Origin of the sequence: Pseudomonas sp. JS425, from assembly GCF_018223845.1 — a bacterium.
Taxonomy (GTDB): domain Bacteria; phylum Pseudomonadota; class Gammaproteobacteria; order Pseudomonadales; family Pseudomonadaceae; genus Aquipseudomonas; species Aquipseudomonas asiatica.
In genome coordinates this window covers 5,554,870-5,579,718 of the sequence record NZ_CP073661.1, presented here as the reverse complement: position 1 = coordinate 5,579,718, position 24,849 = coordinate 5,554,870, and the positions used below count along the sequence as shown (strand labels likewise).

Below are 24,849 nucleotides of genomic sequence, written 5' to 3'. Positions count from 1 at the left end.
TACTCCATGAAAGTGCTGCAAATCCCCTTACTGGTATTGGCGGTGTTGTTCAGCGCACAAGGCTTCGCCGCCAATACCGCGCAGCAGGAAAAGATGAAAACCTGCAACGCCGACGCCACCGCCAAGGCCCTCAAGGGCGATGAGCGCAAAGCCTTCATGAGCACCTGCCTGAAGAAGGATGTGCCACAAACCCAGCAAGAGAAGATGAAAACCTGCAACGCCGACGCCACCACCAAGGCCCTCAAGGGTGACGAACGCAAAGCGTTCATGAGCGACTGCCTGAAGAAGAAATGACCTGCGCCTATGCCTGCAGACGTAAGGCTGGCAGACTGCGGGTCTTTCCCGTTGTCTGCCGTTGAGGCTGTATGACCTTCACCCCCCGCCAGGTCACCCTGGCCAGCTGGATCATCGTATTTGCCGGCCTGTTGCTGGCGTTGCCCCTGAAATTGCTGCCAAGCCTGCTGGCCGGCCTGCTGGTGTTCGAGCTGGTCAACATGCTCACGCCGCGGCTGCAGCCGCTGATTGCCGGGCAGCGCGCCCGCTGGCTGGCTGTAGCGCTGCTCGGCACGCTGGTGGTCAGCACCCTGACCCTGCTGTTTGCCGGTGCTTTCAGCTTTTTGCTGCACGAGGCGGAAAACCCCGGGGCCTCGCTGGACAAGTTCATGGCCTTGGTGGAGCGCGCCCGTAGCCAGCTGCCGCCGTTCATCGAAGGCTACCTGCCGGCCAGTGCGGCGGAGTTCAAGGTGGCCATCGGTGACTGGATCAAGAGCCACCTGAGCGACCTGCAACTGGTGGGCAAGGGTATGGCGCACATGTTCGTCACCTTGTTGATCGGCATGATCCTCGGTGCCATCGTCGCCTTGCAGCGCATCCCCGACATATCCCGGCGCAAGCCGCTGGCAGCGGCGCTGTTCGAGCGCCTGAGCCTGCTGGTGAAGGCGTTTCGCAACATCGTCTTCGCGCAGATCAAGATTTCGCTGCTCAACACTACGTTCACGGGCATCTTCCTGGCCGTGGTGCTGCCGATGTTCGACGTGCACCTGCCGCTGACCAAGACGCTGATCGTGCTGACCTTCCTGCTGGGCCTGCTGCCGGTGATCGGCAACCTGATGTCGAATACCCTGATCACTATCGTCGGCCTGTCGCTGTCGATCTGGGTGGCGGCGGCGGCGCTGGGTTACCTGATCGTCATCCACAAGGTCGAGTACTTCCTCAACGCGCGGATCGTGGGCGGGCAGATCAGTGCCAAGTCTTGGGAGCTGCTGCTGGCGATGCTGGTGTTCGAAGCGGCATTCGGGCTGCCGGGGGTGGTGGCGGGGCCGATCTACTATGCCTACCTGAAGAGTGAGCTGAAGCGGGCCGAACTGGTCTGATTCTTTGATTGACCAGTACCGGCCTCTTCGCGGGTAAACCCGCTCCCACAGGTATGCCACTTCTCTCAAGACTTGCGGGGACCCTGTGGGAGCGGGTTTACCCGCGAAGAGGTCGGCACAGGTGAAAGGGATGGCTCAGGCTACGCCGTAGCGCTTGCGCGCCTCGATGGCCAACCCGCTACCAATGCTGCCAAAGATGTTGCCTTCCACATGCCGCGCATTCGGCAGCATCGCCGACACGCTGTTGCGCAGCGCCGGAATCCCGCTGGAACCGCCGGTGAAGAACACCGTATCGACCTGGGTCTCGCTCACTCCAGCCTTGGCCAGCAGTTCGCTCACGCTACCACGCACCCGTTCCAGCAACCCTTCGATAGCCCCCTCGAACAGCGCTCGGGACAGGTCCACGCCCAGATCGCGCTCGATGCGGCCTAGGTCGACGTGGCGGCTCTGCTGTTCGGTCAGCTCGATCTTGCTGGCCTCCACTTCCATCGCCAACCAGTGGCCGGCACGCTCTTCGATCAGTTTGAACAGGCGGTCGATGCCCAACGTGTCCTCGATGTCATAGCGCATGCTGCCCAGCGCCAGCTGCGACTTCTGCGAGTACAGGGCGTTGATGGTGTGCCAGGTGGCGAGATTGAGGTGATAGCTGGTCGGCATCAGCGCGCCGCTCTTCATGCGGCTGCCGTAGCCGAACAGCGGCATCACGCCCTGCAGGCTCAGCTGCTTGTCGAAGTCGGTACCGCCAATGTGCACACCGCCGGTGGCGAGGATGTCGCTCTGGCGCTCGGCGACCAGGTGGCGCTCGGGCGACAGGCGGATCAGGGTGAAGTCCGAGGTACCACCGCCGATGTCGACGATCAGCACCAGCTCTTCGCGGCTAATGCTCGACTCGTAGTCGAAGGCCGCGGCAATCGGCTCGTACTGGAAGGACACATCCTTGAAGCCGATCTTGCGCGCCACTTCGGCCAGGGTGTCCTCGGCCTCCTGGTCGGCGGCAGGGTCTTCGTCGACGAAGAACACCGGACGGCCCAGCACCACCTGCTCGAACTCCCGCCCAGCAGCGGCCTCTGCGCGTTTTTTCAGCTCGCCGATGAACATGCCCAGCAGGTCCTTGAACGGCAGGGCGCTGCCCAGCACGCTGGTATCGTGCTTGATCAGCTTGGAGCCCAGCAGGCTTTTCAGCGAACGCATCAGGCGGCCTTCGTAGCCTTCCAGGTACTCGTGCAGTGCCAGGCGGCCATATACCGGGCGACGCTCCTCGATGTTGAAGAACACCACCGAGGGCAACGTGATCTTGCCGTCTTCCAGGGCAATCAGCGACTCGGCGCCTGGGCGGTGCCAGCCGACCGTGGAGTTGGAGGTGCCAAAGTCGATGCCCAGGGCGCGGGCCGGGGATACGTCAGACATGGGGAATGAGCTTCCGGAGGCAAAACGGCCGCGCAGTGTATGCCAGTTGGCTACAGAATCAAGACCGATCGTCTGCCATGGAGCAACCCCAAGGTGGTCTTGAAAGGCTATGCTTGACCCCTATCTTCTCTTGCAACACGCACATTCACATTGGTGATCCATAGATGGACTTCAAAGACTATTACAAGATACTCGGCGTAGAGCCCGCGGCGGACGAAAAGGCGATCAAGGCCGCGTACCGCAAGCTGGCGCGCAAGTATCACCCCGATGTCAGCAAGGAGCGCGACGCCGAGGAAAAATTCAAGGAGGCCAACGAGGCCTACGAAGTGCTGGGCGACGCGCAGAAACGTGCCGAGTACGATGAAATTCGCAAGTACGGTGGCCAGCATGGCCGGCCGTTCCAGGCGCCACCGGGCTGGGAGAACCGTGGCGGTGGTGGCGGCTTCGAAGGCGGCGATTTCTCCGACTTTTTCAGCTCGATCTTTGGTGGCCGGGGGGGCAACCCGTTCGGTGGTGCCCGGCAGCAGCAACGCAGCGCTGGCAGGCGGGGGCAGGACGTGGAGCTAGAACTGGCGGTATTCCTTGAAGAGACCCTGAGCAAGGAGTCCAAGCAGATCAGCTTCCAGGTGCCGCAGACCAATGCCATGGGCCAGCGCACCGGCTTCACTACCAAGACCCTCAACGTGAAGATCCCGGCCGGTGTGACCGACGGCGAGCGTATCCGCCTAAAGGGCCAGGGTGCGCCGGGTAGTGGTGGCGGGGCCAATGGCGACCTGTTCCTGACCATTCGCATGGCACCGCACCCGCTGTTCGATGTCGAAGGTCATGACCTGATCATCACCGTGCCGCTGGCACCGTGGGAGGCAGCACTGGGCGCCAAGGTGGCCGTGCCGACCCTGGACGGCAAGATCAACCTCACCATCCGCCCCGACAGCCAGAGCGGCCAGCGCCTGCGCGTACCGGGCAAGGGCCTGGCCAACAAGAGTGGCGAGCGTGGCAACCTTTACGCGCAACTGAAAGTGGTCATGCCACCAGCATCCGACGAGTCTGCCCGCGAACTGTGGACCAAGCTTTCCGAGAAGGCTGCGTTCAACCCGAGGACACAATGGAGTAAGTGATCATGAGCAGCACCCTGATCGTTCAACTGGACATGCGTACCTTGTGTCAGGAGGCCGATCTCACGGCTGACTGCGTGATCGAAATCGTCGAGCACGGCATTGTCGAACCTTCCGGGCGAACGCCGGAGGACTGGTTGTTCGACGATCAGGCGCCGTTGCTGGCCAAACGCGCGGCGAAGCTGCATCAGGAGCTGGAACTGGAGTGGGAAGGTGTGGCGCTGGCGCTGGAGTTATTGCAGGAAGTGCAGCAGCTGCGCAGCGAGAACAGCATGCTGAGGCAGCGGTTGGGCAGGTTTATCCAGATGTGAGGTTTGCAGGCCCGGCCTCTTCGCGGGTGAACCCGCTCCCACAGGGATCGCACGATTCCTGAGATGTGTGCAGTACCTGTGGGAGCGGGTTTATCCGCGAAGAGGCCAGTACAGGCAAAATCAAATTCAGCTTGGTTCTGCCCCCGGGTTCAGCACCAGCTGCATGAAGGTCAAGTCCAGCCACCGGCCAAACTTCACCCCCACCTGCGGCATCTGCCCGGTCACCACGAAGCCCAGCCGCTCGTGCAGGCGCACCGACGCTGCATTGCCGCTCTCGATGGCCGCCACCATCACATGCTTGCCACACGCGCGCGCACGCTCGACCAGCGCTGCCATCAGCACCGGCCCCAGCCCCTTGCCTCGCTGGTCGCCGCGGATATACACCGAATGCTCAACGGTAAGGCGAAAGCCCTCGAACGGCCGCCAGTCGCCAAACGACGCATAGCCCAGCACACCGCTCTCATCCACCGCCACCAGGATCGGGTAACCCTGCTGCGCACGTGCGGCAAACCAGGCCAGGCGGTTGGCCAGGTCCACCGGGGTTTCGTTCCAGATCGCCGTGGTGTTGCGCACCGCGTCGTTGTAGATGTCGAGGATGCCCGGCACGTCGGAAGGCAGGGCGTCGCGGATTTCATGACTCATGACAGCGTCTCGCAGGGTCGTTGCTTGCAGATTAAATGGTTACCAGCCCGCGCACACCTTCGGCCTGCATGTTTTCGCCGCGGCCCCGCTGGATGATCTCGCCACGGGCCATCACCAGGTACTGGTCGGCCAGCTCCTCGGCGAAGTCGTAGAACTGCTCCACCAGCAGGATTGCCATGTCGCCACGCTCGGCCAGGCGGCGGATGACTGCGCCTATCTCCTTGATCACCGAAGGCTGGATGCCCTCGGTGGGCTCGTCGAGGATTAGCAGCCGCGGGCGGCTGGCCAGGGCGCGGCCGATGGCCAGCTGTTGCTGCTGGCCGCCGGACAGGTCACCGCCACGGCGTTGCTTCATCTGTTCCAGCACGGGAAACAGTTCGTAGATGAAGGATGGTACTTCGCGCGCTTCACGGGCGGGAAAGCGCGACAGGCCCATCAGCAGGTTTTCCTCGACAGTGAGGCGGGGGAAGATCTCGCGGCCCTGGGGCACGTAGGCGATGCCGGCGTGGACCCGTTGCTGGGGCTTGAGGCTGGTGATCGGCTTGCCTTCCCATTCGATGCTGCCGTCGCGAGCGGGTACCAGCCCCATCAGGCAGCGCAGCAGGGTGGTCTTGCCCACGCCGTTGCGGCCCAGCAGGCAGGTGACTTCGCCAACCTTGGCCTCGAAGGACAGGCCCCGGAGGATGTGGCTGCCGCCGTAATACTGGTGCAGGGTGTCGATCTTGAGCATGTGTGTATTCCTGAAATTGTTGCTGTGCCTGTGCCGGCCCTTTCGCGGGTAAACCCGCTCCCACAAGGACCGCGCAGCTCTTCAGGCCTGTGTGGGAGCGGGTTTACCCGCGAAGAGGCCGGCACAGGTTTCAATGTCTAGCGGCCCAGATACACCTCGACCACCCGCTCATCCGCCTGCACCTGCTCCAGCGACCCTTCCGCCAGCACGCTGCCCTGGTGCAGCACGGTCACATGGTCGGCAATGCTGCCGACAAACCCCATGTCGTGCTCCACCACCATCAGCGAATGCTTGCCAGCCAGCCCCTTGAACAGCTCGGCGGTGAACTCGGTCTCGGCATCGGTCATGCCCGCCACCGGCTCGTCCAGCAACAGCAGTTGCGGCTCCTGCACCAGCAGCATGCCGATCTCCAGGAACTGCTTCTGGCCATGCGACAGCAAGCCCGCCTGGCGCTGGGCCAGCGGCAGCAGGCGCAAGGTGCCCAGCACCTCCTCGATGCGCTGGCGCTGTTCACCACCCAGGCGCGCTGCCAGGCTGGCCCATACCGACTTGTCGGTCTTCAACGCCAGCTCCAGGTTTTCGAACACCGTCAGCGCCTCGAACACCGTGGGCTTCTGGAACTTGCGGCCTATGCCGGCCTGGGCAATCTGGTATTCGCTCATGCGGGTCAGGTCGAGGGTGTCACCGAAATAGGCCGTACCGTTGTCGGGCCGGGTCTTGCCGGTGATCACATCCATCATCGTGGTCTTGCCGGCCCCGTTGGGGCCGATGATGCAGCGCAGCTCGCCCACGCCGATGTACAGGTTCAGCGCGTTCAGCGCCTTGAAGCCATCGAAGCTGACGCTGATGTCTTCCAGGCTCAGCACCGTGCCATGGCGGGTATCGAGGCCGGCCTTGCGGCTGTGGCCCAGGCCGATGGCGTCGCGGCTGGCGCCGAGGTTGTCGAACACCGGTTCGAGCATGAATTCCGGGTGTACCGGGGGCACGCCTCTCATGGCTGGCTCCTTTTCTTCAACAGGCCGACCACGCCCTTGGGCAGGTACAGGGTGACGAGGATGAACAACGCGCCGAGGAAGAACAGCCAGAACTCCGGGAAGGCCACGGTGAACCAGCTTTTCATGCCATTGACCAGGCCGGCGCCGAGCAGCGGGCCGATCAAGGTGCCGCGCCCGCCCAGGGCCACCCACACGGCGGCTTCGATGGAGTTGGTCGGCGACATCTCGCTGGGGTTGATGATGCCCACCTGCGGTACGTACAGCGCACCGGCCAGGCCGCAAAGTACGGCGCTGAGCACCCACACCAGTAACTTGAAGCCGCGTGGGTCGTAGCCACAGAACATCAGGCGGTTCTCGGCGTCGCGCACGGCGGTGAGCAGGCGGCCGAACTTGCTGCGGGTCAGGCACCTGCACAGGTACAGGCTGGCCAGCAGCAGGCCGACGGTGAGCAGGAACAGCATTGCGCGGGTGCCTTGGGCGGCGATGTCGAAGCCAAGGATGGTGCGGAAGCTGGTAAAGCCGTTGTTGCCGCCAAAGCCGGTTTCGTTGCGGAAGAACAGCAACATGCCGGCGAAGGTCAGCGCCTGGGTCATGATCGAGAAGTACACGCCCTTGATCCGCGAGCGGAAGGCGAACCAGCCGAACACCAGCGCCAGCAGCCCGGGCGCCAGCACCACCAGGCACAAGGCCCAGGCGAAATGCTGGGTGCCAGCCCAGTACCACGGCAGCTCGCTCCACGACAGGAAGGTCATGAACCCTGGCAGGCCGTCACCGGCGGCCTGGCGCATCAGGTACATGCCCATGGCGTAGCCACCGAGGGCGAAGAACAGCCCGTGGCCCAGCGACAGCAGCCCGGCGTAGCCCCAGACCAGGTCCAGGGCCAGCGCGACGATGGCGTAGCAGAGGATCTTGCCGACCAGGGTCAGGGTGTAGGCCGACACTTGCAGGGCATGGTCCGCCGGCAGCAGCGACAGCAGCGGCAGGGCCACCAGCAACAGGACGACGACGGCGCCGATGGCCAGGGTCAGGCGTGGCCCGGCCTTTTGCGTAGCGGTAACAAGCAGTGGCTGGTTCATCAGTCGATTACCCGTCCCTTGAGGGCGAACAGGCCTTGCGGGCGCTTCTGGATGAACAGAATGATCAACGCAAGGATGAGGATCTTGCCGAGCACGGCGCCGATCTGCGGCTCCAGCAGCTTGTTGGCGATGCCAAGGCCGAAGGCTGCCCACAGGCTGCCGGCCAATTGGCCGACGCCGCCGAGCACCACCACCAGGAACGAGTCGATGATGTAGCTCTGGCCCAGGTCCGGGCCGACGTTGCCGACCTGGCTCAGGGCCACGCCACCAAGTCCGGCGATGCCCGAGCCGAGGCCGAAGGCGAGCATGTCGACGCGCCCGGTGGATACGCCGCAGCAGGCGGCCATGTTGCGGTTCTGGGTGACCGCGCGCACGTTCAAGCCCAGCCGCGTGCGGTTGAGCAGCAGCCAGGTGAGCAGTACCACGGCCAGGGCGAAGCCGATGATCACCAAGCGGTTGTATGGCAGTACCAGGTTGGGCAGCAGCTGGATGCCCCCCGACAGCCAGGCCGGGTTGCTGACTTCCACGTTCTGCGCGCCGAACAGCAGGCGGATGGCCTGGATCAGGATCAGGCTGATGCCCCAGGTCGCCAGCAGGGTTTCCAGTGGGCGGCCATACAGGTGGCGGATTACCGTGCGCTCCAATGCCATGCCGACGCCGGCACTGATGGCGAACGCCACTGGCAGAGCGATCAGCGGGTAGAACTCGATGGCGCCGGGGGCGTAGCGCTGCAGCAGTACCTGGACCATGTAGGTGCTATAGGCGCCGAGCATCAGCATTTCGCCGTGGGCCATGTTGATCACCCCGAGCAGGCCGAAGGTGATGGCCAGGCCAAGGGCTGCCAGCAGCAGGATCGAGCCCAGCGACAGGCCGCTGAAGGCCTGGCCGAGCAGTTCGCCGGCCAGCAGCTTGCGCTGCACCTGGGCCAGGCTGGTTTCGGCGGCGGTGCGCACGCCCGGGTCGGTTTCCGCGTTGGGTTGCAGCAAGGCTTCGAGGCGGGTGCGGGCCAGCGGGTCACCGGTTTCGCCGAGCAGGCGAACGGCGGCCAGGCGTACTGCCGGTTCGCTGGCGCCCAGCTGCAGGTTGGCCAGGGCCAAGCCGAGGGCGGCATGCACGGCGGCATCCGGTTCGCTGGCGAAGCGCCGGTCGAGGAAAGCCATTTGCGCCGGTTGCGCGCTTTTCTGAAGTTGTTGGGCAGCGGCCAGGCGGATGTCGCTGTTGTCGCTGAGCAACTGGTGACTGGCCAGGGCATTGTCGATCAGGCCGCGCAGGCGGTTGTTCAGGCGTACCTTGCGCGTGTCGTCGGCGGCGATGCGGCCCTGGCGCAGGTTGTCCAGCAGCGCCAGGCGCGCGGTATCGGGTTGTGCAGCCCAGCCTTCGAGCAGGCGGGCTTGCTCGGCGGGCTTGGCAGCGAGGAAGAATTCGCCCTCGCTGGCCTGGGTTGCCAAGGGCATCAGCAGGAGAAGAGTTAGCAGGAGTCTAAGCATGCGAGCAATCCTGGAATACAGCGGTGGATTCTTCGCGGGTAAACCCGCTCCCACAGGGACCGCACAGGTTTCGAACCTGGCACCGAACCTGTGGGAGCGGGTTCACCCGCGAATGGGCCGCAAGGCGGCCCTAACGGCTCTCAGTTACCTTTCACGGCGTAATCAGGGCGCTTGTCGTTGCCGGGAATAAACGGGCTCCATGGCTGCGCCCGCAGCGGTTGCTCGGTCTCCCACACCACGCTGAACTGCCCGTCATCCTGGATCTCGCCGATCATCACCGGCTTGTGCAGGTGGTGGTTGGTCTTGTCCATGGTCAGGGTGAAGCCGGACGGCGCCTCGAAACTTTGCCCGGCCAGCGCCTCGCGTACTTTGTCGACATCGGTGGACTTGGCTTTTTCCACCGCCTGCGCCCACATGTGGATGCCCACGTAGGTGGCCTCCATCGGGTCGTTGGTCACCGCCTTGTCGGCGCCTGGTAGGCCCTTGGCCTTGGCATAGGCCTTCCAGTCGGCGACGAACTTCTGGTTGACCGGGTTATCCACAGACTCGAAGTAGTTCCACGCCGCCAGATGGCCCACCAGCGGCTTGGTGTCGATGCCGCGCAGTTCTTCCTCGCCCACCGAGAAGGCCACCACTGGCACATCGGTGGCCTTCAGGCCCTGGTTGGCCAGCTCCTTGTAGAACGGCACATTGGAATCGCCGTTGACGGTGGAAATGACGGCTGTCTTGCCGCCAGCAGAGAACTTCTTGATGTTGGCGACGATGGTCTGGTAATCGCTGTGGCCGAACGGCGTGTACACCTCTTCGATGTCCTTGTCGGCCACACCCTTGCTGTGCAGGAAGGCGCGCAAGATCTTGTTGGTGGTGCGCGGGTAGACGTAGTCGGTGCCCAGCAGGAAGAAGCGCTTGGCGCTGCCGCCGTCCTCGCTCATCAGGTACTCCACGGCCGGGATCGCCTGCTGGTTGGGCGCGGCGCCGGTGTAGAACACGTTCGGCGACATCTCTTCACCCTCGTACTGCACCGGGTAGAACAGAAGGCCGTTCAGTTCCTCGAACACTGGCAGCACCGATTTGCGCGACACCGAGGTCCAGCAGCCGAACACCACTGCCACCTTGTCCTGGGTCAGCAGCTGTCGGCTCTTTTCGGCGAACAGCGGCCAGTTGGAGGCCGGGTCGACCACCACCGGCTCGAGCAGCTTGCCGTTCACGCCGCCCTTGGCGTTGATCTGCTCGATGGTCATCAGCGCCATGTCCTTGAGCGAAGTCTCGGAAATGGCCATGGTCCCCGACAGCGAATGCAGGATGCCGACCTTGATGGTTTCGGCGGCCTGGATGCTCCAACTCAGGCCCATCGCGGCAATCGATGCGCTAAGGGTGAAGGCCTTGATCAGACTGCGTCGCTTCATGTGCTCTCTCCGCTGAGTTTTTATGTGTTGGGCAAGCGGGGAGGGGTGTTGCAAGGGGTGTGCCTAACGGCGGAAGGTGCGCAATAGAGGGGTTGTGCGAGGTGTTGGGGCGTTGGTTGGATCCAGGTTGGTGCCTGATGGATTTGTGTGCACAGGATTGGGGCTGCAGAGCAGCCCCCAGGGTCATCAGCCGTTACGCACTGCCGTGCGCGGATGGCGCTTGCTACGCACCCCCTGATAGGTCACCGCCAGCAGCACGAACCAGATCGGCGTCACCAGCAACGCCGCGCGGGTATCGTCCTCCAGGCTCAGCAACACCAGGATGAAAGCAAAGAACACCAGGCACACGTAGCACATGAAGCGCCCGCCCGGCATCTTGTACTTCGAGGCCTGGTGCAACGCCGCGCGGTGTTTGCGGTAGTTCAGGTACGACAGCAGGATCAGTGTCCAGACGAACATGAACAGCACCGCCGAAACGGTGGTGACCAGGGTGAATGCCTCGACCACGTTCGGCACCAGGTAGATCAGCACTGCGCCCAGCAGCAGGCAGGTGCAGGAGAAGTACAAGCCGTTGGCAGGTACCGAGCGGCTCGACAGTTTCTCGAATGCCTTGGGTGCGTCACCCTCCTGGCTCAGGCCGTAGAGCATGCGGCTGGTGGAGAAAACGCCGCTGTTGGCAGAGGAGGCCGCCGAGGTCAGCACCACGAAGTTGATGATGCTCGCCGCCGCCGGCAGGCCGGCCAGCACGAACAACTCCACGAACGGGCTCTTGCCCGGCACTACGTCGCGCCATGGGGTCACGGCCATGATCGCGATCAGCGCCAGCACATAGAACACGATGATGCGTACCGGGATCGAGTTGATCGCCCGCGGCAGGGTGCGCTCCGGGTTCTTCGCTTCGGCGGCGGTTGTACCCACCAACTCGATGCCGACGAAAGCGAACACGGCGATCTGGAAGCCAGCGAAGAAGCCCATCAGGCCATTGGGGAACATGCCGCCGTCATTCCACAGGTTGGCCAGTTGCGCGGTGCGCCCGCTGGGCGAGGTGAAGCCGGTGATGACCATGTACAGGCCGGTGGCGACCAGGCCGATGATGGCGACGATCTTGATCAGGGCGAACCAGAACTCCATTTCACCGAACATCTTCACCGTCACCAGGTTCAGCGACAGCAGCAGCCCTACGCAGGTCAGCGCCGGTATCCACTGCGGCAGTTCGGGGAACCAGAACTGCGTATAGGCCGCGATCGCGACCACGTCGGCGATGCCGGTGACCACCCAGCAGAACCAGTAGGTCCAGCCGGTGAAGTAGCCTGCCCAGGGGCCGAGCAGGTCTGCGGAAAAATCGATGAACGACTTGTAGTTGAGGTTCGACAGCAGCAGTTCGCCCATGGCGCGCATGACGAAGAACAGCATGAAGCCGATGATCATGTAGACGAAGATGATCGACGGCCCGGCCAGGCTGATGGTCTTGCCCGAGCCCATGAACAGGCCGGTACCGATTGCGCCGCCAATGGCGATCAGCTGGATGTGGCGGTTGGTCAGGTTGCGCTGCAGATGCTGTTCATCTGGCGCTGTGGGTGAGGTTTGCGTCATAGGCTGCATTCCGTTGGACGGTCGGTCGTCTTGTCAGAGGTAGCCGGCTAGGCTAACACGCGCGTTCCAGTTCGGGGCGCGACAGATCGACTCGACTTTTGGGTAGCAGTGTTGTGCCTGTGCCGGCCTCTTCGCGGGCTTGCCTGCTCCCACAGGGACCGCGCTGGCGCAGAAACTGTAGGAGCGGGTTTACCCGCGAAAGGGCCGGCACAGACGAAGCAAGGCTCAAGCGCTGACCAGCACTCGGCCGCGCCTCACCACCAAGCTATCCACCAGCCACATCACCACCATCGACACCCCCACCAGCGGGAACATCAACCCCAGCACCAGCATCACCCCCACCGCTACCTTCCAGCGCGGCAAGTCATGGCGCAGCGGCGGCACACCCAGCCCGCCGGCCGGCCTGCGCTTCCACCACATCACCAGCCCGCTCACCGAGCCCAGCAAGATCATCAGGCACACCAGCAGGATGATGATCTGGTTGAACGCCCCGAACATCTTGCCTTCATGCAGCATCACACCAAGCTCGGTGGCACGGGCGACCGGGCTGTAGTCCTGCCAGCGCACATCGGCCAGCACCTTGCCGGTGTACTGGTCGACATGCAGGGTGGCGTCGTTGCGCGGGTCGTCGGCGAATACGGCGATGGTGAACACGCCATCGGCCGTAGTCGGCGCGGTAATGCTGTAACCCGGCTCGACCTGGCGCGCGGTAGCGATGTCTTCGACCTGCTGCAGGCTTATCTGTGGCGCTGCCGGCGCGCTCGACGTCATGTGATGCCCGGCATGTTCGGCGTGTGCACCGGACTGTGGCATCGGCGTGTTTTCCATCGCCCAGGGCACGGTCTGGCGGTGCGCGCTGTTGAGTTCACCCGCCTGCTGGTCCGACTTGGGTACGTCGTTCCACATGGCCGCCGGAAAGCGGTTCCACAAGTCGGCGTACTGCTTGCCCCACAGGCCGGTCCAGGTCATGCCGCTGAGCAGCATCAGCAGCAACAAGGCCGAGCCCCAGAAGCCGGTTACCGCATGCAGGTCGCGCCAGAACATTCGGCCGCGTGCCGAGAGCCGTGGCCACAGCACGCCAGCGCCATTGCGCCCGCGTGGCCACCACAAGTACAGGCCCGACACCACCAGCACGATGCCCCAGCCCGCGGCCAGTTCTACCAGACGGTCACCGACCGTGCCGACCATCAGTTCGCCATGCAGGGCGCGGGCGATGGCCTGCAGGTTCTGCTTGCCATCCTGTTCGCCGAGGACTTTGCCGCTGTAGGGGTCGACGAAAACGTTCAGTTCGCGCCCGGCGTCATGCACCACGAATTGTGCGCTGCGTTCGGCGTCCAGCGGCGGCAGGTACTGGCCAACGTGGCCTTCGGGGTAGGCCTTGCGCACTTCGGCCAGCATCGTGTCCGCGCCCTGTCGGTGGTGGCCGGCTTCGACCACCATCAGCTCGCGGTACAGCAGCGGGTCGAGCTGCGGCTTGAACAGGTAGATGATCCCGGTAATTGCCAGCAGGATCATGAACGGGGCCACGAACAGCCCCGCATAGAAGTGCCAACGCCAGGCCAGGTTGTAGAAGTTGATGCGTGTTCCTCTCATGGGAACCTCCTGTTTGACCAGCAGATGGGCGCGACCTGCGCCGCGCCCGTTGTTGTTGTCAGAAGCTGAAGTCGACCTTGGTCCAGAAGGTCCTGCCTGGCTCGTTGACCGGCTGTGGATCGCTAGCCGGGTAGCCGAACCCGGCGTTCCCGGCCAGGTTCAAGTGCTCGGCGTAGGTCTTGTCGAACAGGTTGTCGACCCCCGCGCTGAGCTTGAGGTGGTTGCTCACCTTGTAGGCACCATTGAGCGAGAACACGCCGAAGCCGGCGCTGTTGTCGTAGTCCTTGCCGACCACGTTGCCCTGGTTCTCGGCGATGCGGTTCTGCGCCGCCACCAACCGCCACAGTGCGCCGACGCTCCACACATCGCGGCTGTAGGTCAGGCCCAGGCGGCTTTCCAGAGGCGGCATTTGCGGCAGTGCTGTGCCGTCACTGCTGTTCTTGCCCCAGGCGTAGGCCAGCGTGGCGTCGGCCTTCCAGTTTTCCGTCAGCTGGTAGGCCGCGCCCAGTTCGCCGCCCATGATGCGGGCGTCGATGTTGCGAGCCTGGGAGCTCATTGCCTGGTAGTCGAACAGGATGTAGTCGCGGATCTGCCCGATGTAGCCAGACGCCCAGGCTTCCATGCGCTCGTCGCGGTACTGGACACCGAAGTCGAGTTGGGTGGTCTTCTCTGGTTTGATACCGTCGAAAGCATTGGCCGCACCGGGTGGTGCCAGCTTGGGCGAGAACAGCTCCCAGTAGTCGGGGAAACGCTGGGCATGACCAAGGCCGATGTACGTGGTGGCCGGGATGGCTGCCAGGTCGTGCTCGTAGCGGACGAAACCGCTGGGCAGGGTATCGGCGCGGGTGTCGCCGTTGGTGGCGCTGGTTGCGCGGAAGTCGCGGGCGGAGGCGCGGTCCAGGCGGGCACCGGTAATCATGCGGTCCTCACCGCTGACGTACCAGGTCAGCTCGCCGAAGGCACCGTAGTTGTGGAAGTCGGCGTCCTTGGTCCAGGCCTGGCCTTTGTGCGCGTCCACACCCATGCCGCCGCGTTTGCGATGTTCGTTGGTCTGCGCGTCGATGCCGCCGATCAGTTGCACATCGGCCCAGCGCCAAGTGGCCTTGATGCGTGCGCCCATGGTGCGACGGTCGACGTTGCTGACCATCGGCATGCCCATCATGCCGCTGCCCGAAGGCGTGCGCAGGCTGTAGTTGTCCATCACGTGGTCGGCGTAGTTGTAGTAGACCTGCGCCTCGACCTTGTCGAGCACCTCGCCGAGGTTGGATTTTTCGAAACGCAGGCCCAGGCTTTCGCGCTTGAACTGCGAGCCGTCCATGCCACGCCCGGCATAGCGGGCCTCACCATCGCCCTTGCCGGCGGTGAGTTCCAGCAGGGTGTCCTGGTCGGGGGTCCAGCCGAGGGCGACATCGCCATTCCACTTGTCCCAGCGTGACGGCACGGTGTTGTCATCGCCGTCATGGTAGTCGTCCGAGCGCGACTGGTTGCCGACGAAGCGGGCGTAGGCTTGGTCGTTGCCGGCGGCGGTGTCCAGCACCTTGTCGAAGCGGCCGTTGGAGCCGGCCAGCAGGCTGGCGTTGACCCGGCTGCCGAGGGTGCCGAACTTCTCCGGCTCGCGCTCGAAGAGGATGGTGCCCGCCGAGCCGCCCGGGCCCCAGATCACGCTTTGCGGGCCTTTGATCACGGTCAGGCGGTCGTAGGTTTCCGGCGAAATGTACGACGTGGGGGCGTCCATGCGGTTGGGGCAGGCGCCCAGCATCAGGCCGCCATTGGTGAGGATGTTCAGGCGCGAGCCGAACATGCCGCGCAGTACCGGGTCGCCGTTGGTGCCGCCAGCGCGGATGGCCGAGAAGCCGGGGATAGTCTTCAGGTAGTCGGCGCCGTCGCTGGCCGGCACCGGCTGGCGCGGGTCTTTCGGGTTGGTGACCACGGTCAGCGGCGAGCTCGGGGCCACGGCGGTGATCACCGTCGGGCTCAGCTCGGGGGCGTCGTGTGTATGGCCTTCATGGCCTGGGTCGGCGGCCATGGCCACGGGCGCGAGCAGCGAGCCGCACACGGCGGCGATGGTCCCACGCAGGGACAAGGCAAAAACAGGGGTGCAGCCAGACATAATGATTCCAGTCGATCAGTCATGAGTCAGCGCGAAGCCTCCTGGCTTCGTGCGCGAAAAATGTGGGTTCAGACGTTGATCGAGGAAGGTGGGGCGCGGCTGCGCGCGCCGGGGAATACAGCCTGCCGGGCATGGCCCTGGCGCGTGGGTGCGAACAGGTGGGTGGTGGGTACGACGCTGCTGGCACTGAGCGGGCTGAGGGCCTGGGGCAGGGCCGGGCAGTTGAACAACAGGCTGCAGTAACCGCACTTTTCCCACATCACATGCAGCTGGCCATCGCCAGCCTGGCCGTGATGGGCGTCGCCGCCATGCTGATGGGCGGTGGCCATCGGCATGTCCATCGGCATGCTCATGCCGGCGTGGTGGTCCATCGGCATCGACTGGGAAATCAGCGGGCCGATGAAGATCATCCACATGGCGAACAGGCTCAGCCATCCGCCACCGGCGCGCCTGCGGTCAGGGCGGGTGGTACGGCTGATGCTGTTGCGCGGCAGGCTCATGACGAGTGCCTTTCAGCGGGTGATCAGTGCGCGTGTTCGTGGGCTTGCGGCTGGTCCGTCGGCGCCTGCTTCTGCACGGCCACATCGACGGTGATATCGCCGGCCTTTTCGAAGTGCAGGGTCAACGGGAAGCGCTTGCCGTCGCTGAGCAGGCTGCGGTCCTTGGGCTGCATCAGCATCACATGGTAGGCGCTGGGGGCGAAGGTCAGGTCCTTGCCTGCGGGTACCACCACGCTGGGCACCTGCTGCATCTTCATGGCACCGCTGGCGCTCATGGCATGCTCGTGCAGTTGTGCGTCATCGCTGATGGGGCTGTCGACACCGAGCAGGCGGTCGTCGGCCTGGCCATTGTTGTGCACCACGAAATACGCCGCGACGTTGGGGGCGTTGGGGGGCAGCTGCAGTGACCAGGGGTGGGCGATGTGCAGGTCACCCACGCTGTATTCGTGGGCATTGGCAAAGGCGCCGGGCAGCAACAGGGCGGCCATGACGAGGGCGTGCTTGAGCATGGTGAATCTCCGTTTCTGTTCAGGTTCAGGCAGACAGCGTGATGAACTCAGGCCAGCGGAGAGGCACGGGGGTTGAGCGCCGGCCAGAGTTGGCGCGGCGTGGCGTGGTAGTCGGCGGGTGGCGGCAGCAGGCCGGCCAGCAGTATCGGCGGGTTGTGCAGCTGCGGCGGGTAGCCGGGCAAGGCCAGCAGTGGCGCGGCACCGGAGCAGCACCAGCAATTCATCATGCTGGCGCTGTCGTCGCTTTGCGGGCCGAGGTCGATCTTGGCCAGGGCCTGGACGTCGACCTTGGCCTTGTTGGCCATGCTGGAACAGAAGGCCCCCCACAGCAGCTGCTCGGCCGGGCCCTTGGGCGCGGCGGAAGACAGCGGCATGGCCAGCAGGTTGAACAGCACTGCAAGGCAGGCTATCCAGGCGATGTGCCGACGTGGGGGCATGGAGAGATCCGGTCAGGAATCGTGGTGGGTATTGTAAGGCGGAGTATAGGTAAAAATGGCGGGGTGCGGTGAAGTGACGCAGGCCGGGCCCTTCGAGGGGCAGCTTTGCAGCCCGATCGCCGGCAAGCCAGCTCCCACAGGGTGGACTGCCCCCGAAAAGTTGGACAGTTTTAGCCAGTGGCCTGAGTCCTGTAGCTGACAGGGCTCAGGCCATTGAGTTTCAGCCTGATGCGGTCATGGTTGTAGTAATGGATGTACTCCTCCAGGCCCGCCTTCAGCTGTTCGACGCTTTCAAAGCGCTTCAGGTAGAAGAACTCTGACTTCAGTGTGCCGAAGAAGCTTTCCATCGCTGCATTATCCAGACAATTGCCCTTGCGAGACATGCTCTGCTTCACACCGCGCGCTGCGAGCTTATGGCGGTATTGGGGCTGCTGGTAATGCCATCCTTGGTCTGAGTGGATCACTAGCTTGGGCTTTTCACCCAACCCATCGAGCGCCTTTTCCAGCATGTTCCCGACCAAGCCATAAGTAGGCCGGCAAGCTGTTTCATAGGCGATGATCTCACCGTTGTACAAGTCCATCACGGGCGACAGGTAGAGCTTTTGTTGGGCCACTTTGAACTCAGTGACATCGGTCGCCCACTTCTGGTTGGGGCGTTGCGCGACGAAATTACGCTCCAGCAAATTCATTGCCACCTTGCCGACAATGCCGCGATAGGATCGATACTTCTTCGGGCGTACAACGGACTGCAAACCAAGCTCAGCCATCAACCGTTCAATGACCTTCTTGTTGACCAAGGTCCCCTGATTCCTGATGGCAAGGGCAATGCGGCGGTAGCCATACAGCCCTTTCTCCTCGTGATAGACACGCTGCACCAACTCCTTGAGCGAGGCGTGCCTGTCCGGCTTTTGCTGGCACTTGATCTGGTAATAAAAGGTACTGCGTGCCAACCCCACCATCTGCAAGAGGTCAGGCAGCGGATATTTATGTCTGAATTTACAGACGATCAGGGCTTTTTCGTCCGTGTTCGCTCCTTCTCCTCTCGCAGAGCCTTTAACTCCTTTAGGACATCATTCTCCATGCGCAGATACTCGAGCTCGCTCAACAACTGCTCACGAGATTTCTCTGCGTCATTGGTATCTGTCGGCTTGATGGGCTTAATTTTCTTCGGCACGGCTGATTTTGTTTGTTTGGCGAGAGTGGCTTCAGGACTGCCACTGTAGTGCTGCCGCAGCCAAATGCCTATCTGTGAGGACTGTCCAAGGTCAAAGTGCGCCGCTGTTTGGCGCAGGGACAGGCGATGCTCAAGCATGTACTTGAGCACCCGCCGCTTGAATTCCTCGGTGTAGCGGCGACCATGCGAGCGAGGGCCGAGGCTGGCATCGACTTGGTAGCCAGCAACCCAGCGCCGAAGCAGGCTGAAATCGATGCCAAAGTGTTGTGCCACCTTGCGAAAGCCCCGGCTGCCCTCTAGGTAAGCGGTGATAGCCGTGAGCTTGAACTGCTCTGTGTATTTACCCATAGATCCCCCAAGGGTTGGATTGGTGTCCAACTTCTTGGGGGCAGTCCAGGGACCGCACAGATTTCAGGGCCTGTGGTAAACCTGTGGGAGATTCTATGGTTTTAGGGAAGTTTTTTAAGCGGCTTTTGACCGATACTCATCTCCGCTTTTCAGTAGGGCAAATACTACTCGCGCCAATTTGCGTGCGAGCATGACAAGCGATGCTGTCGTGCTAAAACCACGTGCCAGGCGCTCTTCGTAGTACGATTTCCATACTGCCGTGCGGCATGCCGACATGGCTGCGTTGTGAAGGAGGCGTCGAGCTTCGGGGTCTCCTCGCTTCGTGAGCTTGGATTGCCCTTTTTTCTGCCCCGACTGCGCAATCCTCAGATCCATACCCAAAAAGGCGATAAACGCATCACCCCCGCTGAAGTTGCCACGCTGAAACGTCGCAGTCAGGCGTGCAGCCGTTAGAAAACCAATCCCCTCGACCTTCATGCAGCGCTTTACCTGAGGCATCAGTCCGGCCTTTTCCAGCAGACCCTTGATCATCTTCTCCACCAGCAGCTCAAGCCGCTGCATCGCACGCAGATGTGTCTTGAAGGCGGCTCTAAGTAGCGGTTCATTAGCCCATCCCTGAGACAGGCTGGTTCGTGCCTGGACCAGTCCCGCACGTCGCCGAAACAGGCTCAGAAGTTGTCGATAGATAGCCGGTGGCGGCGCCCAAGGCGTAAGGTCCTGTCCTTCGTTCTTCAGATAGCGGGCCAACAGCTGGGCATCAATTGCATCTGTCTTAGCGCGTACGTTGACGCCTTTGCGGTAATGGCTCAGGGCGTAACCATCTACCACGTAGATCGTATGCCCAAACTCAAAGGCCAGATCCGTAAACAGAACGTGATAAATGTTGGTCGCCTCGATGGCCACGGACATCGCACCCGAGAGGCCTTTGAGCCATTTCTTAATAGCTGCTTTGGTATTGGGGATTGCTATGAGCTCTGCTGATTCATCGTCCCAGATGACCAGTTCCGCTTTGGCCACATCCACGCCAATCAGCCGCTTTGAATCAGCAACCACCATTGCCATGAGCAACTCTCCTCGATAGTGTTGAAGCACTTGAAGGGTCACCCAGAGGCGCTGGCTTGTGTCTTTCGTCGGTCTGAGCCCGGAAGCATTCTTTATCGGCGCTTGGGTGAAAAGGGAGGAGGGGCGAGATCTCCCACGGTCTGTACTGCGCTAACAGTCAGAAGCTGGCTTTGTCCCTCCTCCTCCCTTCAAGTCTAACCATACAAGCTGGCTTGCCGGCGATGAAGATCAAGGTACCCTCAAGCCTTGTTGCGGCCCATCAACCCTCGCACGGTCTCCTGCAGGTCCGCCGGCAGCACCACCACCTTGGCATTGCTGCTGCCCGCCAGGTTCTCCATGGCCCCCACATAGCGCTCGCCCAGCAGGTACATCGCCGGTACGGTCTCGTTGCCGACCGCGTCCTTGACCAGCGAAATCGCCCGCGCCGAGGCCTCGGCCAGGCTGATCTGCGCTTCGGCATCCAGCCTGGCAGCCTGCAAGCGTGCTTCTGCTTCCAGGATCGCCGCCTGCTTGGCTCCTTCGGCACGGGTTACGTCGGCCTTGCGTTCACGCTCGGCTGCCGCCTGGCGCTCCATGGCCAGTTGCATGTTTTCCGAGGGCTTGATGTCCTGGATTTCCACCGAGCGTACGGTCACACCCCAGTCTTCGGTCTGCTCGGACATCGCCTCGCGCAGGCGCGCCTTGATCTGCTCGCGGCTGGACAGCGCTTCGTCCAGGTCCATGGCCCCGACGATGGCGCGCAGCGAGGTCATGGTCAGGCTGGTGACGGCGAACGAGAAGTCCTGCACGCCATAGGAGGCCTTCTGTGGGTCGACCACCTTTGCGAAGCACAGGGCGTTGGCCACGATTACGGCGTTGTCCCGGGTGATGATTTCCTGCTGCTGCACATCGAGGATGATGTCCTTGGTGGGCAGGCGGTAGGCGACCACGTCCATGTACGGGATGACGATGTTCAGGCCGGGCTTGAGCGTGCTCTGGTAGCGGCCCAGGCGCTCGACGACCCATTCTTCGCCCTGGGGCACGATGCGCACCCCCTTGAACACGGTGATCAGGACGAACAGCGCGATGGCGACGACGACGATGAGGCTGGTCATGATGCGAAATTCCTTTTAGTGCGGATTCAGGCCCGAATGACCCGGGCGGTGTTCCCTTCGATGGCGGTCAGGCGTACCCGCTCGCCGGCCGCGATCTCGCTATCGGCGATGCAGGTCCATTCCTCGTTGCCGAGGATAGGCTTCTGGAAGCGCACACGGCCTTTTTGAAACTCCGATACACCAGCAGTCAGCAGCCCCACTTCACCGATCACGCTTTCGGCGGTCCAGCGCACGTCGGGTTGCTTGCGCCGGAACAGCTTGAACCACAGTGCCGTGGTGACTGACGACATCAGCACCCACAGCAGCACCTGCATGTCCAGTTGCAGGCTGGGGGCGGCCAGCGAAATGAGCGATACCAGCACGGCGCCGATGCCGAACCAGAGGATGAAGAACGTCGGCAGGACCAGTTCGAGCAGGATCAGCGCGATGCCGAAGACCAGCCAGATCCACCATTGCATTTCCATATGGGTAGCGCCTTCCGGGGGGGAGTGCCGAGTTTAAGGTAGCAGTGCGGCACATGGCCACTTCATGGTTTGCAAGAAAAGTCCGAAATGGCTGTAGGAGCAACTGTCTTGTGCAAATACATGAAAGTTGCCGCGTCCCCTGTGGGAGCGGGTTCACCCGCGAACACCGGCGAAGCCGGTGCCATGCACCGCGTTGATTTCTTCGCGGGTAAACCCGCTCCCACAGGGATCTGCGGTGCGCTTACGGAATTTGTTATCCGCGCAGGTCGAGCGCCGCAGCCAGGTCGGCTGGCGAATCGAATGCCCGGTTCACATCCGGCAAAGCCGGTCGCTTCAGGATCAGCACAGGTATCCCCAGCTCCCGCGCCACCTCCAGCTTCGGTTCGGTCGCTACGCTGCCACTGTTCTTGCTGATCAGCACATCGATCTTGCGGCGCTGGAACAACGCCCGCTCCTCCTCGATATGGAACGGCCCGCGCGCGCCAATCACTTCGCAGCGATCGTTGCCAGGGCACGTTTCCAACGCACGCAAGGTCCAGAACTGCTCCAGCGGTATCTCGTCCAGATGTTGCAGCGGCTCACGCCCCAGCGTGAACAATGGCCTGCGAAACGGCTTGAGTGCCTCGATCAACCCCGCCCAGTCCTCGACCTCGCGCCAGTCGTCCCCCGCTTGTGTCTGCCAGGCCGGGCGGCGCAAGGCCCAGCACGGAATACCGGCCAAGCGTGCGGCGTTGGCCGCGTTGCGGCTGATCTGCGCGGCATAGGGATGGGTAGCATCGATCAGCAACGTGATGCCTGCATCGTGCAGGTAGTTCGCCAGCCCTTCGGCACCGCCAAAGCCGCCGACCCGAACCTGGCATTGCAGGTCCTGCGGCACCCGGCCGATGCCCGCCAGGCTGTAGACATGCTGCGGGCCCAGGCGGCGAGCGATGGCCAGGGCTTCGGTGACGCCGCCCAGCAGCAGGATGCGCCCGTTCATTGCACACCCGCCCGGCCGACGATGCCACCCTGGCGATCGATGGCGAACACCTCCACCTGCACCTGCGCCGGCACCACGCTGCGGGCGAAGGCCAGGGCGTGGGCGCACACCGCGTCACCCAAGGGAATGCCGGCTGCATGGGCCAGTGCCAGGGCCTGTTGGCTGGTGTTGGCAGTAATGATCGATGCCTGCAGCGCAGCGTCGGCGCCGATGTCCGCCGCCCAGCCGGCCAGTTGCGGCAGGTCGATGCTGGAATGACGGCTGTGCAGGTCCATGTGCCCGGCAGCCAGCTTGCTGATCTTGCCGAAACCGCCGCACAGGGTCAGGCGTGGCACCGGTACTTTGCGCAGGTGCTTGAGCACCGCACCGACGAAGTCGCCCATTTCGATCAGGGCTATTTCTGGCAGGCCATAGACGCGGCGCATGGTGTCTTCGCTGGCGTTGCCAGTGCATGCAGCGATATGCGTGTAGCCGTTGGTGTGGGCGACGTCGATGCCCTGGTGGATCGAGGCAATGTAGGCCGCGCAGGAAAACGGCCGCACGATGCCGCTGGTGCCGAGGATCGACAGACCGCCGAGGATGCCCAGCCGCGGGTTCATGGTCTTCAGGGCCAGTTGCTCGCCACCCTGCACATTGACCGTTACCTCGAAGCCACCGGGATAGCTGCATTCGTCCGCCAGGCGTTGCAGGTGTTCGCTGATCATGCGCCGTGGCACCGGGTTGATGGCCGGCTCACCCACCGCCAGCACCAGCCCCGGGCGGGTCACGGTGCCGACGCCGGTGCCGGCGACAAAACGGATGCCAGGTTCGGCCAGCAGGCGAACCTGGCTATAGAGCAGGGCGCCGTGGGTCACGTCCGGGTCGTCGCCGGCGTCCTTGAGCGTGCCCGCTTCGGCACCTTGGCTGGTGAGGCGGCAGAACTCCAGGCGCATCTGCACCACCTTGCCCTTGGGCAGGGTGATGCTGACGGCGTCGTTGCTCTCGCCACCGAGCAGCAAGCGTGCTGCCGCCAGGCTGGTGGCGGTGGCGCAGCTGCCGGTGGTCAGGCCGCTGCGCAGGGGGGCGGGCTGTTCGCGGGTTTCTTCACGCATCGGCGGGTTTCACCACGTCCAGCAAGGTGATCGGCAGCGCCTGGCGCCAAGTGTCGAACGCGCCCAATGGCTGGGCATGGGCGACATGGACGCGGGTCAGCTCGCCGCCGTGGCGTTCACGGAAATGCGCCAGGGCCAGTTCGCTTTGCAAGGTCACCGCATTGGCTACCAGTCGGCCGCCGGGGCGCAGGTTTGCCCAGCACAGGTCGAGCACACCTTCGCGGGTGACGCCGCCACCGATGAAGATCGCATCCGGTTGCTCCAGGCCCTCCAGCGCCGCCGGTGCCTTGCCGCGGACCAGGTGCAGACCGGGTACACCCAACGCATCGCGGTTGTGTTCGATGAAGCCCTGGCGGCCTTCGTCGGCCTCGATGGCCAAGGCGCGGCAGGCCGGGTGGGCGCGCATCCATTCGATGCCGATCGAGCCGCAGCCGGCGCCCACGTCCCACAGCAGTTCGCCGGGCTGTGGTGCCAGGCGGGCCAGGGTAATGGCGCGGACGTCGCGCTTGGTCAGCTGGCCGTCATGCCGGAAGGCGCTGTCCGGCAGCCCGGCCAGCCGGTGCAGGCGCGGCGCCTCGGGCGTGGCCAGGCACTCGATGGCTACCAGGTTGAGCGCGGCGACGTCGCTGTGCGGCCAGCCCTGGGCGGTGCCGGCCAACTCACGTTCGTCCACGCCACCCAAGTGTTCGAAGACTCGCAGGCGGCTTGGCCCGAAGCCCCGCTCGCGCAGCTGCGTGGCAATTGCTGCCGGGCTGTCGCCGTCGTTGCTCAGCACCAGCAGGCGCACACCGCTGTGCAGATGGGCATTGAGCGCTGCCAGGGGCCGAGCGACCAGCGATACCACCTGCACGTCCTGCAGTGGCCAGCCCAGGCGGGCGGCGGCCAGGGCGCAGGAGGAGGGCATCGACAGCACGCGTATTTCAGCGGCGGGCAGTTGGCGCGCCAGGCTGGCACCGACGCCGTAGAACATCGGGTCGCCGCTGGCCAGCACGCATACTGGCTCACCGCGCAGAGCCAGGACCGGGGCCAGCGAGAACGGGCTTGGCCAGCCCAGCCGTTCGCCGGCCACGCAGCGTGGCAGCAAGGCCAGCTGGCGCGGGCTGCCGAAGATCCGCGCAGCGCCCAGCAGCGCGCGCCGGGCCTGCTTGCCCAGGCCGCTGAAGCCGTCTTCGCCGATACCTACTACTGTCAGCCAGGGTGCCATGTATCTCATTCCGCCATTTTTGGGGCCGCTGCGCGCCCCTTCGCGGGCTCGCCCGCTCCCACAGGTACAGCGCAGCCGTTGAGGGCAGCGGTGATCCTGTGGGAGCGGGCATGCCCGCGAAGGAAGGCGACGCGGTCCTTAATTTCTAC

The 24,849-nt window shown here is 63.6% G+C and carries 24 protein-coding genes; 4 read left to right on the top strand and 20 right to left on the bottom strand.

Going from position 1 to position 24,849, the window contains the following annotated elements; all coding sequences use genetic code 11:
* The first annotated feature begins 6 nt into the window (after positions 1-6).
* Complete coding sequence (locus tag KDB76_RS25690) at positions 7-294, top strand: PsiF family protein (protein WP_003258250.1); 288 nt, start codon at positions 7-9, stop codon at positions 292-294.
* Between the two features lie 71 nt (positions 295-365).
* On the top strand, positions 366-1,373 hold the full coding sequence (locus KDB76_RS25685; RefSeq protein WP_013974399.1) for a membrane protein: 1,008 nt from the start codon (positions 366-368) through the stop codon (positions 1,371-1,373).
* Between the two features lie 135 nt (positions 1,374-1,508).
* On the opposite strand, the gene KDB76_RS25680 is transcribed toward KDB76_RS25685, so the two are convergent.
* Positions 1,509-2,780, bottom strand: coding sequence for an Hsp70 family protein (locus KDB76_RS25680; RefSeq protein WP_013974398.1), 1,272 nt, complete (start codon positions 2,778-2,780; stop codon positions 1,509-1,511).
* A gap of 164 nt (positions 2,781-2,944) precedes the next feature.
* Between KDB76_RS25680 and cbpA the strand changes: the two genes are divergently transcribed.
* Both cbpA and KDB76_RS25670 read left to right on the top strand, forming a co-directional pair.
* Positions 2,945-3,898: a curved DNA-binding protein gene (cbpA, locus tag KDB76_RS25675; protein ID WP_013974397.1), complete on the top strand. Its 954-nt coding sequence runs from the start codon at positions 2,945-2,947 to the stop codon at positions 3,896-3,898.
* A 2-nt stretch (positions 3,899-3,900) separates the two neighbouring features.
* Positions 3,901-4,206: a chaperone modulator CbpM gene (locus tag KDB76_RS25670; protein WP_023660836.1), complete on the top strand. Its 306-nt coding sequence runs from the start codon at positions 3,901-3,903 to the stop codon at positions 4,204-4,206.
* Positions 4,207-4,332: 126 nt separating this feature from the next.
* Here KDB76_RS25670 and KDB76_RS25665 read toward each other — a convergent pair whose 3' ends face one another.
* From KDB76_RS25665 to KDB76_RS25575, 19 genes are all read right to left on the bottom strand, one after another.
* A complete protein-coding gene (locus tag KDB76_RS25665; RefSeq protein WP_023660837.1) occupies positions 4,333-4,848 on the bottom strand; it encodes a GNAT family N-acetyltransferase in 516 nt (171 codons plus the stop codon).
* Between the two features lie 31 nt (positions 4,849-4,879).
* Positions 4,880-5,578 (bottom strand): urea ABC transporter ATP-binding subunit UrtE, encoded by a 699-nt coding sequence (gene urtE / locus KDB76_RS25660; RefSeq protein ID WP_023660838.1) that lies wholly within the window; start codon positions 5,576-5,578, stop codon positions 4,880-4,882.
* 137 nt (positions 5,579-5,715) lie between these two features.
* A complete protein-coding gene (gene urtD, locus KDB76_RS25655) occupies positions 5,716-6,573 on the bottom strand; it encodes an urea ABC transporter ATP-binding protein UrtD (RefSeq protein WP_025340801.1) in 858 nt (285 codons plus the stop codon).
* Entirely contained in the window at positions 6,570-7,649 is a 1,080-nt protein-coding gene (gene urtC, locus KDB76_RS25650; protein ID WP_013974392.1) for an urea ABC transporter permease subunit UrtC, read from the bottom strand. The genes urtD and urtC overlap by 4 nt, the downstream gene beginning before the upstream one ends.
* Entirely contained in the window at positions 7,649-9,103 is a 1,455-nt protein-coding gene (urtB, locus tag KDB76_RS25645; RefSeq protein WP_230396941.1) for an urea ABC transporter permease subunit UrtB, read from the bottom strand. Before urtB ends, urtC begins: the two co-directional genes overlap by 1 nt.
* Before the next feature lie 173 nt (positions 9,104-9,276).
* Positions 9,277-10,542: an urea ABC transporter substrate-binding protein gene (urtA, locus tag KDB76_RS25640; RefSeq protein WP_013974390.1), complete on the bottom strand. Its 1,266-nt coding sequence runs from the start codon at positions 10,540-10,542 to the stop codon at positions 9,277-9,279.
* A gap of 186 nt (positions 10,543-10,728) precedes the next feature.
* Positions 10,729-12,135, bottom strand: coding sequence for a D-serine/D-alanine/glycine transporter (gene cycA, locus KDB76_RS25635; protein ID WP_013974389.1), 1,407 nt, complete (start codon positions 12,133-12,135; stop codon positions 10,729-10,731).
* Positions 12,136-12,360: 225 nt separating this feature from the next.
* A complete protein-coding gene (locus tag KDB76_RS25630) occupies positions 12,361-13,728 on the bottom strand; it encodes a PepSY domain-containing protein (RefSeq protein WP_013974388.1) in 1,368 nt (455 codons plus the stop codon).
* A gap of 58 nt (positions 13,729-13,786) precedes the next feature.
* Positions 13,787-15,838, bottom strand: a complete 2,052-nt coding sequence (locus KDB76_RS25625; RefSeq protein ID WP_024087801.1) for a TonB-dependent copper receptor — start codon at positions 15,836-15,838, stop codon at positions 13,787-13,789.
* Positions 15,839-15,906: 68 nt separating this feature from the next.
* A complete protein-coding gene (locus KDB76_RS25620) occupies positions 15,907-16,338 on the bottom strand; it encodes a DUF2946 domain-containing protein (RefSeq protein WP_024087800.1) in 432 nt (143 codons plus the stop codon).
* A 23-nt stretch (positions 16,339-16,361) separates the two neighbouring features.
* Positions 16,362-16,847, bottom strand: a complete 486-nt coding sequence (locus KDB76_RS25615; protein WP_003257539.1) for a copper chaperone PCu(A)C — start codon at positions 16,845-16,847, stop codon at positions 16,362-16,364.
* Positions 16,848-16,894: 47 nt separating this feature from the next.
* Complete coding sequence (locus tag KDB76_RS25610; protein WP_024087799.1) at positions 16,895-17,284, bottom strand: DUF2946 domain-containing protein; 390 nt, start codon at positions 17,282-17,284, stop codon at positions 16,895-16,897.
* 170 nt (positions 17,285-17,454) lie between these two features.
* Positions 17,455-18,806 (bottom strand): IS3 family transposase gene (locus tag KDB76_RS25605; protein WP_249206211.1). Its coding sequence is split into 2 segments (ribosomal slippage): positions 17,455-18,329 and positions 18,329-18,806, totalling 1,353 coding nucleotides; the frame shifts between segments, so codons are not numbered across the junction.
* A 114-nt stretch (positions 18,807-18,920) separates the two neighbouring features.
* Complete coding sequence (locus tag KDB76_RS25600) at positions 18,921-19,868, bottom strand: IS110 family transposase (protein WP_038408539.1); 948 nt, start codon at positions 19,866-19,868, stop codon at positions 18,921-18,923.
* Positions 19,869-20,107: 239 nt separating this feature from the next.
* Positions 20,108-20,962 (bottom strand): SPFH domain-containing protein, encoded by an 855-nt coding sequence (locus KDB76_RS25595; RefSeq protein WP_013974384.1) that lies wholly within the window; start codon positions 20,960-20,962, stop codon positions 20,108-20,110.
* 26 nt (positions 20,963-20,988) lie between these two features.
* Positions 20,989-21,426, bottom strand: a complete 438-nt coding sequence (locus KDB76_RS25590) for an NfeD family protein (RefSeq protein WP_003257542.1) — start codon at positions 21,424-21,426, stop codon at positions 20,989-20,991.
* A gap of 253 nt (positions 21,427-21,679) precedes the next feature.
* Positions 21,680-22,405, bottom strand: coding sequence for a cobalt-precorrin-6A reductase (locus KDB76_RS25585; RefSeq protein ID WP_013974383.1), 726 nt, complete (start codon positions 22,403-22,405; stop codon positions 21,680-21,682).
* Positions 22,402-23,496 carry a cobalt-precorrin-5B (C(1))-methyltransferase gene (locus KDB76_RS25580; protein ID WP_013974382.1) on the bottom strand — a complete coding sequence of 365 codons (1,095 nt, stop codon included), beginning with the start codon at positions 23,494-23,496 and terminating at the stop codon, positions 22,402-22,404. Before KDB76_RS25580 ends, KDB76_RS25585 begins: the two co-directional genes overlap by 4 nt.
* On the bottom strand, positions 23,489-24,700 hold the full coding sequence (locus tag KDB76_RS25575) for a bifunctional cobalt-precorrin-7 (C(5))-methyltransferase/cobalt-precorrin-6B (C(15))-methyltransferase (RefSeq protein WP_038410165.1): 1,212 nt from the start codon (positions 24,698-24,700) through the stop codon (positions 23,489-23,491). Before KDB76_RS25575 ends, KDB76_RS25580 begins: the two co-directional genes overlap by 8 nt.
* Between the last annotated feature and the right edge of the window lie 149 nt (positions 24,701-24,849).